The organism is Pectobacterium artocarpous, from assembly GCF_046159765.1.
Lineage (GTDB): Bacteria > Pseudomonadota > Gammaproteobacteria > Enterobacterales > Enterobacteriaceae > Pectobacterium.
In genome coordinates this window covers 81,238-106,493 of the sequence record NZ_JBJXVK010000005.1, presented here as the reverse complement: position 1 = coordinate 106,493, position 25,256 = coordinate 81,238, and the positions used below count along the sequence as shown (strand labels likewise).

The following is a 25,256-nucleotide window of genomic DNA, read 5'->3' as shown; positions in this document are numbered from 1 at the left end:
GGGGCGAGGCAAACGTAAGTGTGCCGAGTAGCGCAGCCAACGAGCCTGTAACTCGAAAGATGAAGGGTATATACTACTGCCATGAATTTTCTTGCCCACCTCCATTTGGCCACGCTGGCCAACAGCTCCCTATTAGGTAATCTGATGGCGGACTTCGTGCGCGGCAACCCGCAGGACAGCTACGCAGACGAGATCGTCGCGGGCATTCGCCTGCATCGCCGCGTTGATTCGCTTACCGACAGCCTGCCGGAAGTCAAACAGGCGCGTCAGTATTTCAGCGATGAATTCCGCCGCGTTGCGCCGATTACGCTGGATGTGCTGTGGGATCACTATCTTGCACGGCACTGGCTAGAACTGGTGCCGGATACACCGTTGCAAGCCTTTATCGACGGCGCGCAGTCACAAATCGAACCGCATCTGGCGCAAACTCCCGAACGCTTTCAGAACCTGAATCGCTATCTGTGGCCGGAGCGCTGGATGACGCGTTACGCAGAGCTCCCGTTTATCGCCGATGTGCTGCACAGAATGTCGGTACGTCGCCCGAAACTGGCGGCACTATCCGGTTCTTTTCAGGATATCGAGCAGCACTACCACCAATTTGAAACACTCTTCTGGCAGTTTTATCCACGGATGATGCAATTAGCGAAAGCACAACAGCTGTAAGGAAGATCGCAGCGTTTCCATTTTTCTACGTGATATATTGCCCTTTCTATCAAAAGGGTTAATCTACTCTCTTGAAAGGAAATAGCGATGAGTTCAATAGGCAAAAGCTATCTCATTGATTGGTCTCTTTGCCTGTATTCACTCAGGCAGAATCCCTATACTGATCGCTGTTTTTACATCCTCCATCATTAACCGCTATCTACAGGAGTAATTATGGTCCTGGTAACTCGTCAAGCCCCAGACTTCACCGCAGCTGCCGTTTTAGGTAGTGGCGAAATCGTCGAAAATTTCAACCTGAAGAAACACATCAACGGTAAAGCTGCCGTGATCTTCTTCTGGCCGATGGACTTCACCTTTGTTTGTCCGTCAGAGCTGATTGCTTTCGATCACCGTTATGCCGAGTTTAAGAAACGTGGCGTAGAAGTGGTTGGGGTTTCCTTCGACTCCGAGTTCGTTCATAACGCATGGCGTAAAACCCCTGTGGACAAAGGCGGCATCGGCGAAGTGCAATACGCGATGGTTGCTGACATTAAGCGCGAAATCCAAAAAGCCTACGGCATTGAGCACCCAGAAGCCGGTGTTGCACTGCGTGGCTCTTTTCTGATCGACAAAAACGGCGTGGTTCGCCACCAGGTGGTAAACGATCTGCCGCTGGGTCGTAACATCGACGAAATGCTGCGTACCGTTGACGCCCTGCAATTCCACGAAGAACACGGCGAAGTGTGCCCGGCACAGTGGGAAAAAGGCAAATCCGGTATGGGCGCGTCACCAGACGGTGTAGCGAAATACCTGTCTGAGAACGCAGACAAGCTGTAATCCCTTCATTCTGCCTGTAGGGCACTCGATGACCAAGCCAGTTGCTATGCGACTGGCTTTTTCTTTGCCTGTGATTTTCCCTAATGTTCTTCCCCACGCCGCTCCAGCCTTCCCTACGTGATTCCAGATAGTACAAAAGGTTGACTGGGGACGCTAAATCTTTAGCCTTAACGTCACATCGTGTTAATACACAACAGATTCATTGGAATAAAGGAGAACGCATGCAACAAAATCTCGCTCTGTGGTTGAGAGAAGCAGGAATACAACACGCTAGCATCATTGCATTACTGATTGTTCTTGGGCTGATATTGCTCATTTCTGCCGTCATTCACCTGATTTTGCATCAGGTTGTGTTGAAAAGAATGGTTCTGCGTTCACTTAATAAGCCGGGAAAAACCGAGGGGCACGGGTGGAAACAGGCGTTAACGCAACATAACCTGTTTAACCGGCTGGCCTTTTTGCTACAAGGGGTAATCCTCAATATTCAAGTCTTTGTGTGGCTGCCCTCGCAGAGCGAAACTCGTGAAGCGCTCATCATCTGCTCCCAGGTGTGGATCATGATTTTTGCGCTGCTGTCTCTGTTCTCGCTGCTCGACGTTCTGCTCAACGTTTCCGCCCGGACCAAAATCGCGGCACAGTTGCCACTTCGCGGTATCTTCCAGAGCCTGAAGCTGATTGCCACCATCGTCATCAGTATTATGGTGGTGTCACTGCTCATCGGGAAATCTCCGCTGATTCTGATTAGCGGATTAGGTGCCATGGCCGCCGTGCTGATGTTGGTGTTCAAGGATCCGATTATGGGGTTGGTTGCAGGCATCCAGCTTTCCGCCAACGATATGCTCACGCTGGGAGACTGGCTAGAAATGCCGAAATACGGCGCTGACGGTGCCGTTATCGATATCGGACTGACGACGGTCAAGGTGAAAAACTGGGACAATACTGTTACGACCATCCCCACCTACTCGCTGGTGTCCGATTCCTTCAAAAACTGGCGTTCGATGTCGGAATCAGGGGGGCGGCGCATCAAGCGTAGCATCAACATCGATACCACCAGCGTGCATTTTATGACGGAAGACGAACAGACGCGATTGCTGCGCAGCAAGCTCCTTTCGACTTATATTCAGAATAAGAAGAGCGAACTGGATCAACACAACGCACAGTCCGATTCTGACCTGACATCGCCGTTGAACGGCCGCCGCCTGACCAATTTAGGCACGTTCCGCGCCTACCTTCAGGTCTATCTACGCTCGCATCCGGGTATTCATAAAGGGATGACCCTGATGGTACGGCAGCTTGCGCCAACGTCAGAAGGGGTGCCGCTGGAAATTTATACGTTTACCAACACTACAGCCTGGGTCGATTACGAAAGCATTCAGTCTGACATTTTCGACCATATTTTTGCGATTCTGCCAGAGTTCGATCTGCGCGTTCATCAAACGCCAACTGGTCACGATATGCGGATAATGGCACAGCAAATAACGACGCCAAAAGCGTAATCTCGATTCAAAAAAGGCGCTCAGGTGGCAATAACGCTCACTTAGGCCTAGATTTAGAGGGAAACACGGTAATGAGGTTCCCGCAAGGATGCCTCACACCGTGGTAGCCCGCGGTATCTCGATCCTTAAACGATCGGTATTATTCCAATGGGAGCGCTTCTCTCATAGCCATTGGCACTGTTAATTCTATGCAACCACCGCGTTCTGACGCTTCTTCTTCCAGAAATAGCCCGCTAAAAGCAGCAATATCCAAATGATGCCGACATACAGCGACACACGCGTGTCTGGGAAGTAGCCAATCAGGCCGATGATGAAGAACAGGAAGATAATACCGAACACAGAGGTCGCGATACCACCGCGCAGCGGGAACGCCAGCGCTTTCACTTCATCCGGGCTCAAACGGCGGCGGAACGCAATCTGCGAAAACAGAATCATAATCCACACCCACACCGTCGCAAACGTTGCCAGTGAAGCAATCACCAGGAAAACTTTGCCAGGCATAATGTAGTTCAGGTACACCGCCACCAGCAGCGCCGTCATCATCACGACGACCGTTACCCACGGAATACCACGTTTGGAAATGCGGCTGAACACCTTCGGTGCATGCCCTTGTTCCGCCATCCCGTGCAGCATACGGCCTACGCCGAAGACATCGCTGTTAATTGCCGACAGCGACGCGGTAATCACGACAAAATTCAGGATACCGGCCGCTGCCGTAATCCCCATATGTTGAAACGTCAGCACGAATGGACTGCCGTTGGTGCCGACCTGATTCCACGGGTAAATCGACATAATGACGAACAGCGTGCCGACATAGAACACCAGAATACGCCACGGTACAGAGTTAATCGCACGCGGGATGGATTTATGCGGATCTTTGGCTTCACCGGCGGTAATCCCGATGATCTCCACACCGCCATACGCAAACATTACCAGTTGCAGTGAGAGAATCATCCCCATCACACCGTTACTGAAGAATCCGCCATTGCTCCAGAGATTATGGATGCCCGTCGGTTCGCCACCGTTGCCGATACCCCAGACGATGATGCCGATCCCGGCAACGATCATGATGATAATAGTGGCAACCTTGAAGAAAGAGAGCCAGAACTCCAGTTCACCAAAGGCTTTTACATTCATCAGATTGATGGCGCCAATGATAAGCACCACGCTCAAGACCCACACCCAGTGCGGCACCGCAGGGAACCAGACGCCCATGTAAATGCCAAATGCGGTTACATCGGCAATGGCGACAATCAGCATCTCAAAGCAGTAGGTCCAGCCGGTGATATACCCCGCTAATGGCCCGAGATAATCTTGCGCATAGCGAGAAAATGAACTGGACTGTGGGTTGTGTACCGACATTTCGCCCAAGGCGCGCATGATGATATACGCGACAACCCCGCCGATCAGGTATGCCAGTAACACACTGGGGCCAGCCATTTGGATCGCACTCGCGGAACCATAAAAAAGACCGGTCCCGATCGCTGAACCAAGGGCGATAAAGCGAATATGCCGCGTGCTTAACCCACGCTTGAGCTTGGAAGATGGTTGTTCCATTGATAGCAACCCTGTCTTATAGAAAGAAAAACATTACAAAAAGAAAAACCACAGGCAAATACCTGTGGTGCAGAAACCTAACGTTGGGCCGGGGCAGTAAGATAGCCCCGCCGCTATCAGGCATTAACGATATTATTGATGTACCGTCACTTCCTGACGACCACACAGTCTGTCGTAAATCACTGCTACCAGTAAAACCAGCAGTGACGGTGGCAGCCAGGCCAACCCTTGCTCGCTCAGCGGCAGGTTGAGGCTCCACTCTGGCAACAGCGATTTTAAAGCCGACGATTTTATACTATCAATCATGCCAAATAACAGACTGACTAGCATGACGGGTGCCACAATACGTGAAGCGCTATTCCACCAACGCAGCGTAAAGCTCAGTAAAACCAGAATGATACACGGAGGATAGATCGCCGTCAGTACGGGAATGGAAAGTTGGATCAGATGGCTCAAACCGAGATTAGACACGACCATCGAGAACGTTCCTAGCACAAACACCAGCGTGCGATAAGATAGCGGCAGGTATTGCGCAAAGAATTCAGCACAGGCACAGGTTAGCCCCACCGCCGTTACCAGACAGGCGATAAAAATTAACAGCGCCAGGAAGCTGCTCCCCATGTTACCGAATGTGTGTTGCACATAAGCATGGAGAATTTCAGCGCCGTTCTGCGCCTGCGGCACAAGTTCACCACTGACAGAACCTAGCTGGAATAGGCTCAAATAGACCAGTGTCAGGCCAATACCGGCAATTAACCCAGCCCACACGGTGTAACGCGTCAGCAGAACAGGATTTTCCACCCCACGTGAACGCGCCGCATTGACGATCACGATACCAAAGACCATCGCGCCCAGCGTATCCATCGTCAGATAGCCGTTAACGAAACCATTAGAAAATGGCATATGCTCATACGCTTCTATCGTGGGAATCGGCGCACCCGCAGGCCACAGCACCGCCGCAATGCCCAGAATCGCCAGAGCAATAATCTTCAGCGGTGCCAACACGTGACCAACCGTATCCAGCAGTTTACCCGGATACAGGGAAATCCCGATAACGATAGCAAAATAAATCAGGCTATAAATCAGCAGTGGAGACGCCCCGTTGCCAACCAGAGGAGCCAGACCGACTTCAAACGACACGGTTGCCGTACGCGGCGTCGCGAACAGTGGCCCAACGGCCAGATAGCACACGGTGGCCAGAACCACGCCCGCTTTTTTACCAATTGGCGAGCTGAGCGCATCAACGCCACCGCCAACCCTAGCCAATGCGATCACGGTCAACACGGGTAGGCCAACGGCGGTCAGCAGGAAACCGAGGGCCGCAGTCCAAACGTGCTCTCCTGACTGCAATCCCACCATCGGCGGGAAAATAATATTTCCAGCCCCCACGAATAAAGCAAAGGTCATAAAACCTAATGCCACAATATCTTTGGAAGTTAAACGATGACTCATAGTTATGTCGTGTTGCCTGTATCAAATCGATAAAAAGAAAATTGTGTCGTTTATCGCCGCCGGAAGCCGTTCACAAAGGGTTAGCTAGGAGCATGACGCCAACACTCCCGCGACACGAAAATGGCGGTCATAGAAGTTATTTTTTGAACAGCCATATTGGGTGCCAAGTAAACCGTTTATAGCGCAAAAAGGCAAGCATAGATCAAACAACCAGAGCATTCAGCCAAACCATAACAAAAAATAAGAATATAAATTGGTTTATCATGATTTGCATAACACATGATTTGCGCATTTATCGATATTTAACTGCAATAAAACTGACAAAAACTGGCACAAAATGCATGATCTCTTGCATCATAAAAAAACATATTTCACAAAACGTTGTGGGCAAAGTAAAGGATAATAGTCGTAAAAAAAGGCCGGATCCTATGATCCAGCCTTTGTCTATCCATAATAGGGATGAGGTTACGTTATCGGTGTCGCCACACGCGATTGGCGATATCCACGACAAGCTTCAGCTTATTCCACTGCTGCTCTTCCGTCAGGCTGTTACCCTCTTCCGTTGAAGCAAAACCACACTGTGGGCTCAGGCAAATCTGGCTGAGATCGACATATTTTGCCGCTTCCGCGATACGCGCCTGCACCACCTCGGCATCTTCCAGTTCACCGTTCTTCGTGGTGATCAGTCCCAGAACCACCTGCTGATGACCCGGCTTCACAAAGCGCAGCGGCTCAAATCCCCCCGCTCTCTCAGTATCATATTCCAGGAAGAAGGCATCGACATTCACTTCACCAAACAGAATCTCTGCAACAGGCTCATAGCCGCCTTCAGAAATCCAGGTCGAGCGGAAGTTACCGCGGCAGACGTGTAAACCGATAACCAGATCCGCAGGTTTATCAGCCAGCGCTTTGTTCAGTACATCAGCGTATGTACGCGTCAGCTGTGCCGGGTCTTCACCACGTTCACGGATCTGGCGTTTTTGATCGTCAGAGCACAGATAAGCCCACACGGTGTCATCCAGTTGCAGGAAGCGGCAGCCGGCGTCATAAAATGCGTGAATCGCATCGCGCCAGGTTTGTGCCAGATCGTCGAAATAGTCAGCCAGATCGGGATAAACCGCCGCATCAATCGCTTTACGTCCGCCGCGAAAATGCATCACGCTAGGGCTGGGAATCGTCATTTTAGCGACCGCATCGCCAGAAATGCTGTTCAGGTAGCGGAAGTGATCGAGCATCGGATGCTGAGGGTTGAAACTCACTTTATCCACCACGCGAATCGCATGGGACTTCGTCTGAATACCGTTGAATTGAATACCCTGCTCAGCTTCGTAACGTTCCACGCCATGTAAATCGGTAAAGAAGTCGAAGTGCCACCAGGCACGACGCAGCTCACCATCCGTCACAATCTGCAAGCCTGCTTCACGCTGCTTTTCTACCACCCGCAGAATCTCACGATCTTCAATGTTACGTAGTGCGACATCATCAATCTCGCCCGCCTGATGTTGAAGACGAGCCTGCTTAATTGCAGCCGGACGTAAGAAACTGCCGACGATATCAGCACGGAAAGGGGATAAGGTGTTCGCCATGTGTCACTCCTGACATGTTGCCAGCACCAAGCTTGAGTAAAGAAGCATGCTGACAGATAGTTTCAATATGAAATATTTTCCCAGGTGGATAGTTACATTTAACCTTATTTAGCCATCTGGACGTCCAATCTTAAAACTATCCTGTCACGTGACAAACCGCAGGGCAATAGAAGAATTTTCACGTTACATGAATTTTCTTCATGTAACGTGAAAACATCACAAATTCATGAGGGAAGAGGCATTACTCTGGCAGACCAATCTGCTGACGCGCCTGACGACGCGTTTCTTCCGGTAGCGGTAAATAGCCATCCTGATTCACCAGCGACTGCCCCGTTTCAGACAGCACACGATCTAAAAATGCCGCCGTCAGTGCTTCCAGCGGCTGGCTGGGCGCTTTGTTCACATAGATGTAAAGGTAACGGATGTAGGGATATAAACCGCTGCGGATATTTTCAGTCGAGGGGTAAATGTAGTCGGTTCCTTGTGCGGCTAACGGCAGCATTCTCACGCCACTGGTGCGAAAGCCCACGCTGGCATAGCCGATGGCATCAGTTGAAGCAGCCACCGCCTGTACAACGGATGCCGAGCCAGGCAGCTCATTGACTTGAGGAAGGAAATCGCCACGGCATAGCGCCTTTTGCTTAAAGAACCCATAGGTTCCTGACGCAGAGTTTCGTCCATAGCGCAGTAACGTGCGCTTTTCCCAACGGCCATGCAAGCCGAGATCGCCCCACTGTTTTATCGGCTGGTAGTTACCGCAACGTTGCGTAATCGAAAAGATCGCGTCCAGTTGCGATAAATTCAGCCCAGGCAGCGGGTTATCCTGATTGACCAGTACGGCCAGCGCATCCATCGCGACCGGCACTGCCAGCGGTGGATAGCCATAGTGCTGGACGAACGCGTCAATTTCGCTGGCTTTCATCGCCCTGCTCATCGGCCCAAGCTGCGCCGCACCCGATGCCAGAGACGTCGGTGCAGAGGACGATCCGGCGGCCTGGATCTGTAAATTCACGTTCGGGTAATGCTGGCTGAAATCCGCCGCCCAAAAGGCCATCAGGTTAGCCAACGTATCCGACCCCGCACTGGAGAGGTTTCCCGCCAGCATCTGGCGAGGCTGTGCAACGCAAAATGCGCTGAACAGCAGTAAAAAAGCGCCCGCAATACGAGTGGCGGATGTCATGGGTAGCGTTTTCCGTCAGGCCGAAGGTTTCACCGTATTTTCAGCCAGAGAGGCAGGGACAATCAACCGATTCGGCAACGTAAAGACAAAACGCGAGCCTAGACCATCCTCACTCATGATTTCCAGACGGGAATCATGATGGCTGAGCGCATGCTTCACAATCGCCAGCCCCAGCCCGCTGCCGCCCGTCTGCCGTGAACGCGCCTTATCGACCCGATAAAAACGCTCCGTCAGACGTGGCAAATGCTCGGCCGCAATTCCCGGCCCGTTATCGCTAACCTGAAATTGCGCCCCTTGCGGGATCTTCTGCCAGCAGACTTCGATGCGCGTTCCCGCTGGCGTATGGTTAATCGCGTTATACACCAGATTGGATACCGCGCTGCGCAGCTGTTCTTCATTACCAAACACACAGAGATTTTCGTTCACACGAAAGACGATCTCATGGCGTTCCTGGCTTAGGGTCTGCGCTTCACGCTGTAACACGCGCAGCATCAGTGGAATATCGACTTTTTCATTCAGATCGATCGCCGTCGCCGCCTCAATGCGGGACAAGGTCAGCAACTGTTTGACCAACCCGTCCATACGCCGGGTCTGTTCCTGCATGGTATTCAGCGCTTTTCCTCGCAACGCTGCATCCAGCGTTTCTTCTTGCATCATTTCCAGATAGCCTTGCAACACCGTCAGCGGCGTACGCAGCTCATGGCTCACATTGGCAAAAAAGTTACGTCTGGCACCTTCAAGCTGGTGCATTTGCGTAATATCACGTACGACCATCAGGAGTTGCCCTTCGGAATAGGGCATCACGCGAAATTCAACATGGTGGGAATTATTCAACTGCAATGTGAGAGGGCGGCTAAAGTCTTGCCCTTTCATGTAATTGGTGAATTCGGGATAGCGTAATAAGTTGAGGATATTCTGACCGTTATCTTCCGGCCAGCGGAAATTGAGCAGATGCTGCGCCAGATGATTACACCAGAAAATCGTCCCTTCTTCGGTGGTGATCACCACAGCATCCGGCAAGGATTCCGCCCCGCTGCGAAACCGTTTGATCAGAAGCGCCAGTTCACGACGTCGGCGTCGATTACGCAACTGCATCTGGTAAAGCCCGTAAAACAGCGGTTCCCAGCTCCAACGCCCCGGTGGGGGCGTCATGCTGCGGTCAACCCACAGCCAATAAGAGAGTTTAAGCTGGTTATAAAAGTTCCAGCAGAGTAAGCCTAATACGGCGACCAGCAGAAACCAGGGCAGATAGCCAAAAATCAGCCCCAGCAACAACGCGGGCAAACAAAAAAAAGCCAGCTCCAATGCCAGCCTTTTCCAGGATAAACGTTCTAGCACGTTAATATATCTCCGGTTACGCTTACCTCAATAACGCGTTGAAAAACGGTAGCCCGTTCCCCGAACGGTTTGCACCATTTTGTCATGTCCGCTGGTTTCGAGCGCTTTACGTAGGCGACGAATATGGACGTCGACAGTACGATCCTCAACATATACGTTAGTGCCCCAAACATGGTTCAGCAACTGTTCCCGGCTGTAAACACGTTCAGGATGCGTCATAAAGAAATGCAGCAGCTTGAATTCCGTCGGCCCCATGTCCAATGCGTGCTCTTCGGTCGTCACGCGATGTGAGGAAGGATCGAGGCTCAGGCCGCGCATTTCAATGACTTCTTCCACCGCCATCGGTGAAATACGGCGCATCACGGCTTTGATACGCGCCACTAATTCTTTGGGTGAAAACGGCTTAGTAATGTAATCATCCGCTCCCACTTCAAGCCCGCGCACACGGTCTTCTTCTTCACCGCGTGCGGTCAACATCATCACCGGAATATCACGCGTCAGCGCCTCCCGCTTCATATGCTTGATGAATTGCAGGCCCGAACCTCCTGGCAGCATCCAGTCCAATAACACCAGTTCAGGGAATGGCTCCGACAGTTGCGTTACCGCACTGTCATAATCTTCGGCTTCAACTGGTTGATAACCATTTTGCTCCAGTACAAAGCAGACCATTTCACGAATTGGTGCTTCATCTTCCACGACTAATATGCGTTTTGCCATTGTTAATCCTGTCGTTAATCATCGTCGCTGTTAGCAGGCGAAAGGCATTATGCGTCAGTTTTATGACAGATTTATGAAAAACACCCGGATCTCTCCGCGCGATGTTACAGCGCATACATCCGATTTTCGAGCCGCTTTCCAAACTCCAGATTCCACCGCGACAGCCGTCCTCCCTGCTATATATAATCATGGCATGACGATGACAGAGCACCATGGCGACGGTACATCCTTTCACACAATGAATAATGACAACGCCACGCGGCATGAATATCGAGAGAACACAATGCGCATTATCCACACCGCCGATTGGCATTTAGGGCAATATTTTTATACCAAAAGCCGCGCCGCTGAACATCAGGCTTTTCTGCACTGGCTCATCGCTCAGGTGGAGCACCATCAGGTTGATGCCATTATAGTCGCAGGCGATATTTTTGATAACGGCTCGCCCCCCAGCTATGCGCGGGAAATGTATTATAGCTTCGTGGTAGAACTACAACGCACAGGCTGTCAGCTCGTTATTCTCGGCGGCAACCACGATTCCGTCGCGATGTTAAACGAATCCCGCGATTTGCTGGCCTGCCTGAACACACAGGTGATGGCCTGCGCCAGCGACGATCCGGCCCAGCAAGTGCTCATGCTGAAAAACCGTCAACAGCAACCCGGCGCCCTGCTCTGTGCCATTCCTTTTTTGCGCCCACGCGATGTCCTGGCCAGCAAAGCCGGACAATCCGGTGATGAAAAACAGCTAGCGCTACAGGCAGCGATTACCGCACACTACCAGCAGTGTTACCAACTGGCTTGCCAAATGCGCGACGAACTTGGCCTGCCGCTGCCGATTATTGCAACTGGGCACCTGACGACAATTGGCGCAACCGCCTCGGAATCCGTGCGCGATATCTATATTGGTACGCTCGATGCTTTTCCTGCTCAAGCTTTCCCCCTTGCGGATTATATCGCGCTCGGCCATATTCACCGCCCGCAGCGCGTGATGCAAAGCGAGCACATTCGCTACAGCGGTTCACCTATTCCGCTGAGTTTTGACGAACTCAACAGCGAGAAATCCGTTTGTCTGGTCAGTTTTACACCAGATTTACCAGCACAAATAGACATACTGCCTATTCCTGTCACTCAACCAATGCAATTGATTAAAGGTAGCCTGAGCGATATTGAACGACAGTTGGCCGCGTTTCAGGATTATCAAGGCGATAAACCGGTATGGCTGGATATCGAAATCAACACGCAGGATTATCTCAGCGACATGCAAAAACGAATTCAGACAATGACCGAGAACCTGCCCGTTGAGGTGCTTCTGCTACGCCGCACGCGCGAACAGCGCATGCAGGCTATAACGCAACAGGACAAGGAAACGCTGAACGAGCTCAGCGTACATGACGTTTTTGAACGCCGTCTGGCAACGGAGACAGAGATGGAAGAGGGTCGCCAGCAGCGTGTCCGTACGCTGTTTAATCAGGTTATTGATGAACTGGAAAATAGCGAGACGGCCAAATGAAGATTCTCAGTCTGCGCTTAAAGAACCTCAATGCGCTGAAAGGCGAGTGGAAGATCGACTTCACGCAGGAGCCATTTTCCAGCAGCGGCTTATTTGCCATTACAGGCCCAACCGGCGCGGGCAAAACCACGCTGCTGGATGCCATCTGTCTGGCGTTGTACCACGAAACACCACGGCTTGGCCTGCTTTCCGCCAGCCAGAATGACCTGATGACGCGTAATACCGCAGAGTGCCTTGCCGAGGTAGAATTCGAGGTGAAAGGCGTGGGATACCGCGCCTTCTGGAGCCAGCGTCGGGCAAGAAATGTCCCTGACGGCAATTTGCAGTCTCCCAAGGCCGAACTCGCGCGCATTGAAGACGGCAAAATTCTGTGTGAAAAACTCAATGATAAGAAAGAGATGATCACGCAGCTCACCGGACTGGATTTTGCCCGCTTCACGCGTTCCATGATGTTGTCGCAGGGGCAATTTGCTGCCTTTCTCAATGCGAAAGCAGACGACCGCGCAGAGCTATTGGAAGAACTAACCGGCACGGACATTTACGGCCTGATTTCCGAACGCGTGTATGAAAAGCACAAACAGGCAAACGTAGCATTGAATACGCTACAGGCTCGTGCTTCCGGCATTCAGTTGTTGACGGCTGAACAGCGTCAGCAGGTGGAAGAACAACTTGCCGAGCTGATTCAACAAGAACAACGGGGCAACGCCGAGCGTGAGCAAGCGCTGACTACGCTACGCTGGTTTGAACAACTGACACAGCGGCAAACGCAGCTCAGCCACACACTGGCACAATATTCGGGTGCTGAATCCGCCATTCAGCAGGCTAAGCCGCAGCTCGACAAGTTAGCCAACAGCGAACCCGCTGAAAAACTGAGGCCGTTATATCAGGAACGAGAACGCTATCGGCAAGAGTCTCTTGTGCTCGCCCAGCACATTCAACAACTGACCGAAAAGCAGGCCGCCGAGCAGGTGACATTAACCGCGCTACGCCAGCAGGAAGGCAAAGCAGAGCAGGATGTTAGTGAGCACAAACGGGTACGGCAGCAGCAAGAGCAGATGATCAACGAACAGGTTGTGCCACTTGACCATCGCATTACTACGCTAGTGCAGCAAAAAGCGCAGCAACAGGACGAGCTGGCAAAAACACAGGCTCGCCTGCACGCCGACGAAAGCAAACAAGCCCAGATAGCAGCAGAGCAACAGCAGGCTAAACAACAGCTTGAACAGATTCAGTCTTACCGTCAGCAACACGCACATCATCAGCAATGGGGAGAGCGGTTGCCTCTGTGGCGCACCCAGTTTCGGCAGTTGAGCCAGCTTCAGGGCGAGCAGCAGAAGCTGGAGCAAAAACAGGCACAGCACGCCGAACAGTCGACAGCGCTACAACAAGAGGGCATGGCGCTAGCGGCGCAGCTGCGTGAACAGCAAACGGCAGTAAATGCAGCGCGCCAGCAGTTCACGCAACATGATGAAACGCGGCAACATCAGGACGCGCACCAGTCGTTTTCCACCCTGCACCAGCGATTTAATCAACTGATTGATCAGCGAACGGCATGCCGACAGTTCGCAACCGTCAGCGACCAGTTCCAGCGCCTTCAGGTGCGCAAACAGCAATATCTCGCCAAACAGGTTGAGATACAAGGACATATCGACCAGTCACAAATATTACGGAAACAGCAACAATCCGAGTATGAACAACGCAGCCAGCATCTGGCCGATTTGGAAACGGTGTACTGGCAAGAAGAGCGTATTGTTAGGCTGGAAGCTGAGCGGCAACGGCTACAGGCAGGAGAAGCGTGCCCGCTTTGCGGCTCAACCGAGCATCCGGCAATTGAACGTTATCAGGCGCTGCAACCGTCTGATACCCAACAACGCCTGACGCACCTACAGCAGCAAGTGAACCAGTTAACAACAGCGCTGGCGAATACAACGGCGCTGCTGGTTTCGCAAGAGCAGCAGCGGGAACAACTGCAACAGGACATCGCTCAGTGCGATAGCGAACATCACACCCTGATCCAACAGTGGCAAGATGTCAGTGAGCGCTTACAAGTTAACTACTCGCTGGAACAGCAGGACGACATCGCAGCCTGGCTTACACAGCGTGAAGCCGAAGAACAGGCTATTCGGCAGCAGATTACCCTCCGCGAGCAACTACAAAAACAGTGGCAGGAAAGTAAGGATTTACTGACTGCCGCAGAGGCATGGCAGCGGGAGCTCGACCAGAAAATCGTGCTGAACGCTCAGCAACACACGTCGCTACGCGTTACGCAGGAAGAAACAGCCCAGTCACTGCAAAATGTGCACCAGCAGCTCACTCAACATACTCAGGAAATGATGCAGACGCTGGCAACAGTAGGGCTCCTTCTGCCAGACGCTGACGCACAAGATGACTGGCTGGCTCAGCGCGAGAACGAATGGCAAGTCTGGAAAGCCAAAGAGCTGGAACAATCTCGCTTAATTCCCCTGTTAGCCACGCTGAACAGCGATCTTCAGCATCTGCACCACAGCGTGACAGAGGCGACACAGTTGATCCAAACACAGCAACAGCAGTTGGCACAGCACCTTACGTTGCTCAGCGCGAGCCAACAAGAGCGGCAGAAACTGTTTGGGGACAAGCAAATCGCCGATGTGCGCGAACAGTTACAGCGAACCAGCCAGCAGTATGACGATGCGCTCAGGCTAGCCCTGTCAGCTCGTCAGCAAACCGAAACGACGTTGAGCCGTCTGACAGGTGAGCTGGCTGGCAAACAGCAGCAATATGAACAAAATTCGCGCCAGTATCAGAGTGCGATCGAACGCTTTACTCAGGCATTGCAGCAAAGCACTTTCTGTGATGAAACGGCCTTTCTCCATGCACTGCTTGATGAACAGGAACGCCAGAGGTTGCAGGCATTAAAGGAAACGCTGTATCAGAACTTGCAGCAGGCGGCGGCGCTGCGCCAGCAGGCTGAAGGAGAGTTGCTCGCCCATCAGCAACAGCGGCCAGCATCCCTGACGGAGGGCGTCACGCAGGAAGCAATACAGCAGCAGTTGGCAGCGCTGGATGAAACGCTGAAAACCAATCTGCGGCAACAGGGAGAGTTCCTGCGCCAGTTGGCTGATGATAAACAACAGCGTCAGAGCCAGCAGGATTTACTTAACGAGATCGCCCAAAGCCAGCAAAGAAATGACGACTGGGAGACGCTAAACTCGCTGATCGGTTCAAGTAAAGGGGATAAGTTCCGCAAATTTGCTCAGGGGCTGACTTTGGATCATCTGGTCTATCTCGCTAATCTCCAGCTTGAACGCCTGCACGATCGCTATCAGCTAAAACGTAAGCCCGGTGGCGAACTGGAACTTCTGGTCATGGATACCTGGCAAGCGGATGCCGAGCGTGACACAAAAACACTATCCGGCGGCGAGAGTTTTCTGGTCAGTCTGTCGCTGGCATTAGCGCTGTCCGATCTGGTCAGCCATAAAGCCAGTATCGACTCACTGTTTCTGGATGAAGGCTTCGGAACGCTAGATGCCGAGACGCTGGATATCGCGCTGGACGCGTTGGATAACCTGAACGCCTCGGGTAAAACCATCGGCGTTATTAGCCATGTCGAAGCCATGAAAGAGCGTATTCCGGTACAGATCAAAGTGCAGAAGATTAACGGACTGGGTGTCAGCCGGCTGGCACCGCAGTACGCCGTTTAGCGATTATTCGATCTGCGATTACTCCGTCTTCGACCAAAGCCAGGCGGCTCCGCGTACCCCGCTGGAGTCGCCGTGAATGGCCTGAAGTACGGGAGTTTCGCACTCGCCGCCAAAGATCCACGGTTTAATCTTTTCCGGCACGGTTCGATAAAGGCGAGAAACGTTGCTCATGCCGCCCCCCAGCACCACCACATCTGGGTCGAGCAGATTGATCACATGCGCCAGCGATTTTGCCAGACGATGCTCATAGCGCTGCAACGCCAGCTCGGCGATGGGATCGCCCTGTTCTGCTAAGGCAATAATGGCCTCGCCCTTATGCTTCTGGCCGCTCAGGCGCTGGTAATCCACGGCAAATCCGGTACCAGAGATAAACGTTTCAATACAGCCAGACTTACCGCAGTAGCAGGGAACCGTCTGCCGATAGCGCAGTTCGTCTTCATCCATCCAGGGCAACGGATTATGCCCCCATTCACCCGCAATACCATTGCCGCCGACATGAGCCTGACCGTTCAGCGCAATTCCCGATCCGCAGCCGGTTCCAATGATGACCGCGAAGACAGTTTGCTTCCCTGCCCCTGCGCCATCAACCGCCTCTGAAACCGCGAAACAGTTCGCGTCATTGGCGACCCGAACAGGCCGATTCATTAGCGTGGAGAGATCGCGATCCAGCGCCTGACCGTTGAGCCAGGTGGAGTTAGCGTTTTTTACCTTCCCGGTAAACGGCGACAGCGTACCGGGAATCCCTACGCCGACGCTGCCGCGACAGCCGGTCGCTTTTTCAGCCATCTCTACCAGCGTAGCGATAGTCCGCAGCGTTCCCGGATAGTCATTTCTTGGCGTCGGCATACGCTGCCGAAAACGTTCCTGTCCCTCATCATCCAGCGCGATAGCTTCCGTTTTCGTCCCACCCAGATCGATACCGATTCTCATAATGTTTCCCCACATGTTGTAAACAGGCCCGCGCTCCCAGAGATACTGAGGTTGCCGACAAAGTTGGTCGAGTGGTGGTCGTTCTTGTTACGCAATGTTCGTTCTTGTTTCACAAAAGCCAGTGTGTCACTGGTCTGAAAACTTTCTTAATAGAGATAATCAAAGAAAGCAATCAGTTGCAATCCAAAGCGTGATAGGTATTCCTCTGAATCCCGGTATTTTATTCTACATTGCGGCCTCGAATTCGTTATCATGCGCGCAACATTGCAAACCCGCGTGCAAACCTGCGCGCCCAGTCAGGGATAACACCATGTTGTGGTTTAAAAACTTAATGATTTACCGCCTAAGCCGGGACAGCGCACTGTCCAAAGATAACGTGTTATCTGCGGATGAACTGGAAAAACGGCTCAGCGCTTTCACGTTCACTCCGTGCGGCAGTCAGGATATGATGAAAACGGGCTGGGTATCGCCGATGGGATCGCATAGCGATGCCTTAACGCACGTCGTAAATGGTCAAATCGTTATCTGCGTCCGTAAAGAAGAAAAAATCCTGCCATCTCCGGTCATCAAGCAAACCCTTCAGGCCAAAATTGAGCGACTGGAAGCGGAACAGCACCGTAAGCTGAAAAAAACCGAAAAAGACTCGCTGAAAGACGAAGTGCTGCATAGCCTGCTACCGCGTGCGTTTAGCCGTTTCAGTCAGGTCTGGATGTGGATCGATACGGTTAACGGCCTGATTATGGTCGATGCCGCCAGCGCCAAAAAAGCGGAAGATACGCTGGCGCTGCTGCGCAAAACGCTGGGGTCACTGCCCGTTGTGCCGCTGACGATGGAAAACCCTATTGAGCTGACGCTGACCGAGTGGGTACGCTCTGGTGAGCCAGCCGCTGGTTTCACGTTGCAGGATGAAGCAGAGCTAAAAGCCATTCTGGAAGACGGTGGCGTCATCCGCTGTAAAAAACAGGATTTGGTCTGCGATGAAATCGCTGTGCATATTGAAGCTGGCAAGCTGGTCACCAAGCTGGCGCTGGACTGGCAGGAACGTATTCAACTGATTTTGTCCGAGGACGGTTCGGTAAAACGATTGAAGTTCTCCGATACGCTGCGCGAACAAAACGACGATATCGATCGGGAAGATTTTGCTCAGCGGTTTGATGCCGATTTCATTTTGATGACCAGCGAACTGGCTGCATTGATTGCGAATCTGATTGAAGCGCTGGGCGGTGAAGCCCAACGTTAATGCTGTCGATTGTTAATACAGTCGATCGCTAATACAGTCGTTCGCTAATGCAGTCGGTGATTGCCCGCCGTCGTTCTGGCAGCGGGCAATACATCCTTAGTGACGAATCCGTTAGACCCGGAATGCCCCAACCACGGCATTCAGTTCTTCAGACTGTGATTGCAACGCCCCCGACGCAGCAGCAGACTCCTGCACCAGCGCGGCGTTTTGTTGCACCATCGAATCCAACTGTGCGACTGCTTTGTTGATTTCGTTGATGCCACGCATTTGCTCATCCGCCGCGTGCGTAATTTCAGACATCACAGAGCTCACCGTAGACACGCCGCCGACAATTTCATTCATCGTATCGCTGGCCTGACGAACCTGCACAGAGCCTGACGTCACGCTGGAAACCGTCGATTCGATCAGCTCTTTAATTTCTTTTGCAGCCTGTGCACTGCGCTGTGCCAGACTGCGAACTTCACCAGCAACCACCGCGAAACCACGGCCCTGCTCACCCGCACGCGCCGCTTCTACCGCAGCGTTAAGCGCTAGAATGTTAGTCTGGAATGCAATGCCATCGATCACGCCGATGATATCGCCGATTTTCCCAGACGCGACCACGATCTCTTCCATCGTGACAATCACATCGGAGACCACTTTTCCGCCCGTGCCTGCATCTTTCGACAGCAGCAGTGCCTTAGCGTTAACCTGCTGCGCCGAGCCTGCCGACTGCGTCACTGCTGCGGAGATTTCTTCCAGCGAGGCCGCCGTTTGCTGAATACTTGATGCCGCAGATTCAGTACGCGCAGAAAGATCATTGTTCCCTGCTGAGATTTCATTCGCCGCTACCTGAAGCGAGGCGCTGATATCCCGAATCTGAATCATGACCTGACTGATCTTATCGACAAAAATGTTAAACGAGCGGGCAATTTGCGCGACTTCATCCTGCCCTTCATCCGGCAGGCGCTGCGTCAAATCGTTATTGCCGTTGCTGATGTCATCCATTGCGTCGCGGATTTGCAGCAGGCGCTTGAGCGTTGACGTGATAATAAAGCCAATAATCAACGTCCCCAGCAGCGCGATAGCAACCAGTGTGATGACCGACGTAGACAACAGAGAACGCATGCCCGCCATAGCTTCAGCTTTATCCAGCGCGACCAACATAAACCAGTCCGTACCGGTAATCGGTTTCGCCAGCACCAACTTCGCTGACCCGGAAAAATCCACATCGCGAGCGCTGTTTGCTGAAAGAATGTCGTTCAGGTTAATCGCAGGAGCAATTTCGGTGATGTTTTTCAGCGTCAGTTCTTCATCCGGGTGCGCAATGATCGTGCCGCTGCGGTCAATCAACACACCGAAACTTTCCGGGCTTGGGTTGATAGCTTTGACGTTTTCGATCACACTCTTCATTGTGACGTCGCTACCGACCACACCCCGAACCGTTCCCCCTTCCACGACAGGCGCAACGAAAGAAACCACCAGCGTATTCGTTACCATATCAACATACGGCGCGGTTGCTAACGGCTTACCCTCTTTTAGGGCCTGCTGATACCAGGGTCTGACAGTCGGGTTGTAATCGGCAGGAATACCGCCAGGATCGGCAAATTTGGCGGTGCCATTGGCGTAGCCCATGTACACGTTCAGGAACCCGCCAGATGCCACAATCTGTTTAAACAACGGGATCGGATCTTCATCCATTATCGCGCGGTCATGCAGCGCAGAAATCATCTGCGTTTTAGACGCAACCCAGTCGCTGATAGCGATACTATGGCTAGTCGCTACCGCATCCAGCGTATTCTGGATCGATTCTTTATTAGCGTTATTGGCTATGGTGTAATTAAGAAAGGTATTAATAACAAGCGAAAGTATAACAATGGTCGAACAGGCCGCAAGGATGCGGGAACGCGTTGTTTTCAGCATAAAATACTCTTTGCATAGAATAGTTATACGATCCATAACGGCAAAGAAAAATAAAACTTGAATGCGATCACATTCCAACGCTGCCATTTATCTTAAAACCCGAAAAAACACTTAATATGTTCAACCAAATCATGATGTAAAAAAAATATATAAAATGGCATTAAGACCAACAAAACAATACAAGAATCCAGTAAAAACAAAAACAGAAAAATAAATAACTTATCATTTAACATAAGATAAAACTATCGATGAGCATCGTAACCTATTACACCTTAACAATTACGGGATTACTCCTAATCATCTCATCATTATTTGTACAGGTAATTAATAAAAACCATTAAATAAAATCGTTCATATATGAAAGTAATGCACGCAGTTACAAAAAGAGCGGGAGAGTCTTCGGTAGAGTATTATGCTGAAAATCATTTCACTTAGTTTATTTTTATGCGATGAGATGACTGAACATTTTCAGTATAGACTGAATAATACCAGTGGTATTATAGAACCTATGTTGGCTGGTCAGGGTCAGAGAAGAATGGAACACGCGCATGCTCAATTAATAGAACAGCTTACTCAGCGCTTTGCGGCAGTTGACAATACACCGCTCTACCTGAAATTTGCCGAAACGGTAAAAAACGCCGTGCGCAGTGGCATGCTGGAGCATGGCAATATTTTGCCGGGCGAACGCGACCTGAGTCAGTTGGCTGGTGTATCGCGCATTACCGTGCGTAAAGCCATGCAGACGCTGGAAGAAGAAGGTGTAGTGACCCGCGTGCGCGGCTACGGTACGCAAATCAATAATATATTCGAGTATTCGTTGAAAGAAGCGCGCGGATTTTCACAGCAGGTCGTACTACGAGGTCAAAAACCTAATACGCTGTGGGTGAACAAACAAATTGTAAAAAGCAGTAAGGACGTCGCTGAACAGTTGGCAATTGCGCCAGAAACCCCTGTTTTTCTATTGAAACGTATTCGCTACGTCGATGAGGATGCCGTTTCAATTGAAGAGTCGTATGTCCCTGTTGAGTTGATTGCTGACGCTGAAGATATCGGCGTCTCACTTTATGCCTATTTCCGCAGCCAGAACATCAATCCACAGCGTACACGCAGCCGCGTCAGCGCACGCCTGCCGGATGCCGAGTTCCAGTCCCACATTCAGCTTGATAATACAGTACCGGTTCTGGTCATCAAGCAGGTGGCGCTCGACCAGCAGAACCGGCCCATCGAATACAGCATCAGCTACTGCCGTAGCGATCTATATGTGTTCGTCTGCGAGGAGTAATCGGGCACGAAGCTCAACCTGCGTGGGTGCGCAATCTCCGCCACGGTGACTCACGACATACGCAGCAACCGCATTCCCCAGCGTGACCGCCTCTGCCAGCGGCCAGCCTGCGGCCAACCCCGCTAGCGTTCCTCCCGCGTGGCTGTCTCCCGCGCCGATGGTATCTACCACCGTTGCCGGAAACGGTGGGATAACGCCCTCAGAATCGATATCAAAATACCACGCCCCCGCGTTGTCCTGACGAATAATCACCGGTGCACGGTACGTCTCCCGCCAGGCGCGTCCCAGCGTTTGTACATCAGCCGACACGCCGAGCATTTCCGCTGCTACCTCCGCTTCCTGACGATTAAAGGAAACGACAGGGTGAAGCGCCATAATACGAGCCATCATTTCGGGAGAAATATCGGCGATACGTGGGCCAAAATCGATAAACGGGGTAGCGTCAGGCAAGGTTTCCAGCCAGCTCACCAGACGCTCGCCGCACGGTGCCGCCAGTTGATAGCCGGAAAGATAGACCAAACTCCCCGATGCCACGGATAACGATGCCAGCCAATTATCACTCCACTGGTTCTCAACGCCGCTGAAGGACATAAACGTCCGTTCGCCATCCGGTTCAACCAGCGCCAGACACCAGCCGTTGTCTCCCGAATCAGTTTGTACCACCGTGGTGAGGTTCTGTTTTTCCAGACTGTGACGAATGATATCCGCCCACACGCCCTGCCCGACCGGCAAGGCGTTTTGTGCTTCCACCCCAAGGCGTTTAAGCGCAATGGCAATATTCAAGGCGCAGCCGCCAATATTCACGCTTTGCTGCTTCAGTTCGATATCACATCCGCGATACGGCAATGCGTAAGCATCGGCAATCACGTCGATTACTGCGGCTCCGATGATGGTCAGCGGCTGACGCGTCGTTAGCTCATCCAGTTTTTCGGCAAGTTCGCAGGCCTTCATCCCCCCTCCCGTGCTGAGCGATATTGCAGAAGCAGACTGGCATAGCGACGAAAATCAAGCTGGTTAATGTCATCCAGCTCCTGCTTCAACCCGGCATCAATCGCCGTTACCCCATGTAACGCACCGCATATCGCAGTCGCCATCGCCCCGATCGTATCGGTGTCTCCACCAAGGTTGGCACACAAAATCGCACAGCGGTTTGGATCGGTTTGCGCCAGTTCCACCATCGCGATGGCCGTCGCGACAGATTCAATGGTGCTCGTTCCCGCACCAATCAGTTGATAAAGCTGCTCGCTGGCGCTTTCTGTCCCCTTTGCGCTACGGACAATATTCAGTGCTAATTCCAGACGGGCGGCGAGAGAGGCGCTAAACGTGGTGATACGTTTTTCCTGCGCGTAGCGCGCCACTGACGGCAATGCATCGACGATGGCCTGCCAGTTGGCACCGTCAATCGCACGGGAAATAGCCCAGGCAATCACGACCGCCCCCGCAATCGCCACATCGGATTTATGCGTCGGGCTGGATGCCAGCGCCACCTGATCGATAAATTCATCGAGATGGTGCGCAGGCAACAAGCAACCTAGCGGAGAGGCGCGCATGGCCGCGCCATTCGTGACGCCATTATTTTCCAGTTCACTGACCGGTGTACCCTGACGGATAGCCTTCAACGCAATTTTGGACGTTGGGCCGAGCACATTTTTATTAAACGCATCGAACGATTCCGCCCATTTCAGGATGTGGCGACCAATCGCATCAGCATTAATTTCCCCCTCACATTCAATGATCGCGTCGGCCAGACTCAGCGCCATCGAGGTATCGTCGGTAAACTCGCCGCGGCCAAAGTAACACGCCGCATTGTTTTCCGCTGGGCCGGGTAAAAAGCGATCGATCCAGCCGAAACGTGCCTTCACACGCGTTCGGGGCCACAGTTCCGATGGCATCCCCATCGCATCCCCTAAAGCCTGGCCATATAAGGCACCGAGAATACGTTCCTGTTTCATTTGTTTTCCTCTGTACTGAAAGGCTGATTTGCGCCTTCTACATTAATTGTCGAACCGGTTTTAATCGGAGAACCTGTTTGAATCGGAAGAATAGTTTTGTCCGATTCCCGGAACAGGAAGATAAAGATCAGCGCAATAATCCCGATCATCACCGCCCCAAAAAGCCACATGCCGGTCCAGTTGAAGGTCAGACCGTTCACCGGTTCGCCGTAAGCAAAAAGTTTCTCCATCATCACGCCGCCCAAACGGTATCCCAACAGGCTGCCGAAGCCCTGACAGCACAGCGTAATCAGCCCCTGCGCTGCCGTGCGCATATGCACCGGCGCTTTTTTATCCACGTAGATATAGGCGGTAACATAGTAAAAATCGTAACTCACGCCATGCAGCAGAATGCCGAGGAACAGCAGAGCGTACGTGAAATAGTGGTATGCGTCGCCGTAGACAAAGAAGACATAGCGGATAGCCGCCGTAATCAGCCCCAGCAACAATACCTTTTTAATACCAAAGCGTCTGGTGAAAAACGGGAGCGCCAGCATGAAGAAAATTTCCGAGAACTGACCCAACGTCATCCAGCCTGTCGCATTTTTCATGCCGACTTCAGTGAGGAAGCCTGTGGCAAAAATGTAATAAAACGCCAGCGGCATCGCGAACAAGAAGGAGCAGACAAAAAACACCAGAAAGTTTTTGTCTTTCAGCAATACGATCGCGTCCAGCCCCAGCATGACTTTAACATCCAGCTTGCCGGTGCTTTTCGGTGGCGTATTGGGCAGGAAAAAAGCAAAGAGACCAAGCAACGCAGAGCTGCCAGCGGTAATCAATAATGGAATATTGGTGGGAGAAATATCGCTAAATCCAAGCCATGTCGGCAGAAAACCGCATACGATACCCGAGGCGATCCAACCGATCGTCCCCAATACACGAATGCGCGGGAAATCCCGCTCTACATCGGCAACATGCGAGAAGGCGATGCTGTTAGTCAGGGCGATAGTCGGCATGTAGGTTAACGAATAGGCCAGTAACAGCGGGAAGAAATACATGAATTCCGTTTGCTGCGCCGCCAGGTACATCAGTATCGCTCCGGCAAACATCAGTACGGCCAGCACCTTTTGCGCGGCAAAGAAGCGGTCGGTGAGTGACCCCACCAGAATCGGTGACAAGATAGCGGCAATAGCGGTACAGGCATACGACCAGCCGATTTCGCCCGCCGTGAACCCGCTTTTGCTCAGATACAGCCAGAGTGGAACAAACCAGGCTCCCCAGATAAACCATTCAACGAACATCATGAACGACAGCTTTGCTGTAGTTTTCATATTTACATCCTTCATGACAAAGTCAGGTACACCTTTAAAATACCAGTTAATAATACCTTTTAAATACCTTTGCGTTCATTATTTGAACCACTTAACATTTTTGCAGCATTATTTATTACCATTAAGAAAAGAATGGCAGAAAGGTACACAAGCAGAGCGGGATGAAAAGTGGGAATGACGCAGAATCAGCATAAAAAACGCCGCGTGGTATAGCACACAACGCGGCGATAAGGATATAGACTATAAAAATAAAATAGGTATTACAGGTACTTACACAGATAAGAAGTCGGTTCGACTACCTGCAAATTGAACTCACTTTTTCCCGGAACGAAAAACGTTTCTCCCGGTGTAAAAACCTGCCAATCCGGCGCGCCTGGCAACAGCACTTTCAATGCCCCGGTGATAACCGTCATTTCTTCCGGCTGCCCGGTTCCAAACGTGTATTCACCCGCATCCATGACGCCGACACTCGCGCGGCCAATGCCGTCGCCTTCAAAACCGATTGATTTGACCTTCCCTGCAAAATACTCACTTACATTCAGCATAGCGCGGCACCTATCGTCGAAAAATTCAGAAAATTCATCTTAAAAGGAGAGTCGCGCCACTGTCACGATCTATTCATTGAAAGTTAGTGTTCGGTAACAC

General features: G+C 51.8%; 19 protein-coding genes. 7 read left to right on the top strand and 12 right to left on the bottom strand.

What is annotated here, in order from left to right; all coding sequences use genetic code 11:
* The first annotated feature begins 81 nt into the window (after positions 1–81).
* From ACKQAD_RS04660 to ACKQAD_RS04650, 3 genes are all read left to right on the top strand, one after another.
* Complete coding sequence (locus tag ACKQAD_RS04660) at positions 82–663, top strand: acyl carrier protein phosphodiesterase (RefSeq protein ID WP_409159079.1); 582 nt, start codon at positions 82–84, stop codon at positions 661–663.
* A 213-nt stretch (positions 664–876) separates the two neighbouring features.
* Positions 877–1,479, top strand: coding sequence for a peroxiredoxin C (locus ACKQAD_RS04655; RefSeq protein ID WP_010299049.1), 603 nt, complete (start codon positions 877–879; stop codon positions 1,477–1,479).
* Between the two features lie 221 nt (positions 1,480–1,700).
* Positions 1,701–2,975, top strand: a complete 1,275-nt coding sequence (locus ACKQAD_RS04650; protein WP_409159078.1) for a mechanosensitive ion channel family protein — start codon at positions 1,701–1,703, stop codon at positions 2,973–2,975.
* Between the two features lie 186 nt (positions 2,976–3,161).
* Here ACKQAD_RS04650 and proY read toward each other — a convergent pair whose 3' ends face one another.
* From proY to phoB, 6 genes are all read right to left on the bottom strand, one after another.
* The gene (gene proY / locus ACKQAD_RS04645) at positions 3,162–4,532 is read right to left on the bottom strand and encodes a proline-specific permease ProY (protein WP_409159077.1); all 1,371 of its coding nucleotides are present in this window, start codon (positions 4,530–4,532) and stop codon (positions 3,162–3,164) included.
* 132 nt (positions 4,533–4,664) lie between these two features.
* The gene (gene brnQ, locus ACKQAD_RS04640) at positions 4,665–5,984 is read right to left on the bottom strand and encodes a branched-chain amino acid transport system II carrier protein (RefSeq protein ID WP_409159076.1); all 1,320 of its coding nucleotides are present in this window, start codon (positions 5,982–5,984) and stop codon (positions 4,665–4,667) included.
* Positions 5,985–6,454: 470 nt separating this feature from the next.
* Positions 6,455–7,570 carry a cobalamin-independent methionine synthase II family protein gene (locus tag ACKQAD_RS04635; RefSeq protein WP_409159075.1) on the bottom strand — a complete coding sequence of 372 codons (1,116 nt, stop codon included), beginning with the start codon at positions 7,568–7,570 and terminating at the stop codon, positions 6,455–6,457.
* 241 nt (positions 7,571–7,811) lie between these two features.
* Positions 7,812–8,750, bottom strand: coding sequence for a PstS family phosphate ABC transporter substrate-binding protein (locus ACKQAD_RS04630; RefSeq protein WP_409159074.1), 939 nt, complete (start codon positions 8,748–8,750; stop codon positions 7,812–7,814).
* A 15-nt stretch (positions 8,751–8,765) separates the two neighbouring features.
* Positions 8,766–10,088 carry a phosphate regulon sensor histidine kinase PhoR gene (phoR, locus tag ACKQAD_RS04625; RefSeq protein WP_409159072.1) on the bottom strand — a complete coding sequence of 441 codons (1,323 nt, stop codon included), beginning with the start codon at positions 10,086–10,088 and terminating at the stop codon, positions 8,766–8,768.
* A gap of 27 nt (positions 10,089–10,115) precedes the next feature.
* On the bottom strand, positions 10,116–10,805 hold the full coding sequence (gene phoB, locus ACKQAD_RS04620; RefSeq protein WP_005975981.1) for a phosphate response regulator transcription factor PhoB: 690 nt from the start codon (positions 10,803–10,805) through the stop codon (positions 10,116–10,118).
* Between the two features lie 283 nt (positions 10,806–11,088).
* Between phoB and sbcD the strand changes: the two genes are divergently transcribed.
* Together sbcD and ACKQAD_RS04610 are read left to right on the top strand one after the other, a co-directional pair.
* Positions 11,089–12,315: an exonuclease subunit SbcD gene (gene sbcD / locus ACKQAD_RS04615; RefSeq protein ID WP_409159152.1), complete on the top strand. Its 1,227-nt coding sequence runs from the start codon at positions 11,089–11,091 to the stop codon at positions 12,313–12,315.
* The gene (locus ACKQAD_RS04610) at positions 12,312–15,995 is read left to right on the top strand and encodes an AAA family ATPase (protein ID WP_409159071.1); all 3,684 of its coding nucleotides are present in this window, start codon (positions 12,312–12,314) and stop codon (positions 15,993–15,995) included. The genes sbcD and ACKQAD_RS04610 overlap by 4 nt, the downstream gene beginning before the upstream one ends.
* Positions 15,996–16,013: 18 nt before the next feature.
* Here the strand turns inward: ACKQAD_RS04610 and mak are convergent, their stop codons facing one another.
* A complete protein-coding gene (gene mak, locus ACKQAD_RS04605) occupies positions 16,014–16,925 on the bottom strand; it encodes a fructokinase (protein WP_409159070.1) in 912 nt (303 codons plus the stop codon).
* 310 nt (positions 16,926–17,235) lie between these two features.
* On the opposite strand from mak, the gene rdgC reads away from it, so the two are divergent.
* Positions 17,236–18,165 (top strand): recombination-associated protein RdgC, encoded by a 930-nt coding sequence (gene rdgC, locus ACKQAD_RS04600; RefSeq protein ID WP_409159069.1) that lies wholly within the window; start codon positions 17,236–17,238, stop codon positions 18,163–18,165.
* Positions 18,166–18,276: 111 nt separating this feature from the next.
* Here rdgC and ACKQAD_RS04595 read toward each other — a convergent pair whose 3' ends face one another.
* Positions 18,277–20,067, bottom strand: coding sequence for a methyl-accepting chemotaxis protein (locus ACKQAD_RS04595; RefSeq protein ID WP_409159068.1), 1,791 nt, complete (start codon positions 20,065–20,067; stop codon positions 18,277–18,279).
* 535 nt (positions 20,068–20,602) lie between these two features.
* Here ACKQAD_RS04595 and ACKQAD_RS04590 point away from each other — a divergent pair.
* Complete coding sequence (locus ACKQAD_RS04590) at positions 20,603–21,349, top strand: GntR family transcriptional regulator (RefSeq protein WP_409159067.1); 747 nt, start codon at positions 20,603–20,605, stop codon at positions 21,347–21,349.
* Here ACKQAD_RS04590 and ACKQAD_RS04585 read toward each other — a convergent pair.
* From ACKQAD_RS04585 to ppnP, 4 genes are all read right to left on the bottom strand, one after another.
* Positions 21,323–22,300 carry a PfkB family carbohydrate kinase gene (locus tag ACKQAD_RS04585; protein ID WP_409159066.1) on the bottom strand — a complete coding sequence of 326 codons (978 nt, stop codon included), beginning with the start codon at positions 22,298–22,300 and terminating at the stop codon, positions 21,323–21,325. The two genes, ACKQAD_RS04590 and ACKQAD_RS04585, sit on opposite strands and share 27 nt — an antisense overlap.
* Complete coding sequence (locus ACKQAD_RS04580) at positions 22,297–23,301, bottom strand: ADP-ribosylglycohydrolase family protein (protein WP_409159065.1); 1,005 nt, start codon at positions 23,299–23,301, stop codon at positions 22,297–22,299. The genes ACKQAD_RS04585 and ACKQAD_RS04580 overlap by 4 nt, the downstream gene beginning before the upstream one ends.
* Positions 23,298–24,611: a nucleoside permease gene (locus ACKQAD_RS04575; RefSeq protein WP_409159064.1), complete on the bottom strand. Its 1,314-nt coding sequence runs from the start codon at positions 24,609–24,611 to the stop codon at positions 23,298–23,300. Before ACKQAD_RS04575 ends, ACKQAD_RS04580 begins: the two co-directional genes overlap by 4 nt.
* Before the next feature lie 260 nt (positions 24,612–24,871).
* The gene (ppnP, locus tag ACKQAD_RS04570; RefSeq protein ID WP_409159063.1) at positions 24,872–25,156 is read right to left on the bottom strand and encodes a pyrimidine/purine nucleoside phosphorylase; all 285 of its coding nucleotides are present in this window, start codon (positions 25,154–25,156) and stop codon (positions 24,872–24,874) included.
* Between the last annotated feature and the right edge of the window lie 100 nt (positions 25,157–25,256).

Coding starts and splice junctions, on each gene's coding strand:
- ACKQAD_RS04595 (WP_409159068.1), bottom strand. CDS start 20,067: ATGCTGAAAACAACGCGTTCCCGCATCCTTGCGGCCTGTTCGACCATT.
- ACKQAD_RS04610 (WP_409159071.1), top strand. CDS start 12,312: ATGAAGATTCTCAGTCTGCGCTTAAAGAACCTCAATGCGCTGAAAGGC.
- ppnP (WP_409159063.1), bottom strand. CDS start 25,156: ATGCTGAATGTAAGTGAGTATTTTGCAGGGAAGGTCAAATCAATCGGT.
- ACKQAD_RS04635 (WP_409159075.1), bottom strand. CDS start 7,570: ATGGCGAACACCTTATCCCCTTTCCGTGCTGATATCGTCGGCAGTTTC.
- ACKQAD_RS04630 (WP_409159074.1), bottom strand. CDS start 8,750: ATGACATCCGCCACTCGTATTGCGGGCGCTTTTTTACTGCTGTTCAGC.
- ACKQAD_RS04590 (WP_409159067.1), top strand. CDS start 20,603: ATGGAACACGCGCATGCTCAATTAATAGAACAGCTTACTCAGCGCTTT.
- brnQ (WP_409159076.1), bottom strand. CDS start 5,984: ATGAGTCATCGTTTAACTTCCAAAGATATTGTGGCATTAGGTTTTATG.
- mak (WP_409159070.1), bottom strand. CDS start 16,925: ATGAGAATCGGTATCGATCTGGGTGGGACGAAAACGGAAGCTATCGCG.
- ACKQAD_RS04580 (WP_409159065.1), bottom strand. CDS start 23,301: ATGAAACAGGAACGTATTCTCGGTGCCTTATATGGCCAGGCTTTAGGG.
- ACKQAD_RS04585 (WP_409159066.1), bottom strand. CDS start 22,300: ATGAAGGCCTGCGAACTTGCCGAAAAACTGGATGAGCTAACGACGCGT.
- sbcD (WP_409159152.1), top strand. CDS start 11,089: ATGCGCATTATCCACACCGCCGATTGGCATTTAGGGCAATATTTTTAT.
- phoB (WP_005975981.1), bottom strand. CDS start 10,805: ATGGCAAAACGCATATTAGTCGTGGAAGATGAAGCACCAATTCGTGAA.
- ACKQAD_RS04660 (WP_409159079.1), top strand. CDS start 82: ATGAATTTTCTTGCCCACCTCCATTTGGCCACGCTGGCCAACAGCTCC.
- proY (WP_409159077.1), bottom strand. CDS start 4,532: ATGGAACAACCATCTTCCAAGCTCAAGCGTGGGTTAAGCACGCGGCAT.
- ACKQAD_RS04655 (WP_010299049.1), top strand. CDS start 877: ATGGTCCTGGTAACTCGTCAAGCCCCAGACTTCACCGCAGCTGCCGTT.
- rdgC (WP_409159069.1), top strand. CDS start 17,236: ATGTTGTGGTTTAAAAACTTAATGATTTACCGCCTAAGCCGGGACAGC.
- ACKQAD_RS04575 (WP_409159064.1), bottom strand. CDS start 24,611: ATGAAAACTACAGCAAAGCTGTCGTTCATGATGTTCGTTGAATGGTTT.
- ACKQAD_RS04650 (WP_409159078.1), top strand. CDS start 1,701: ATGCAACAAAATCTCGCTCTGTGGTTGAGAGAAGCAGGAATACAACAC.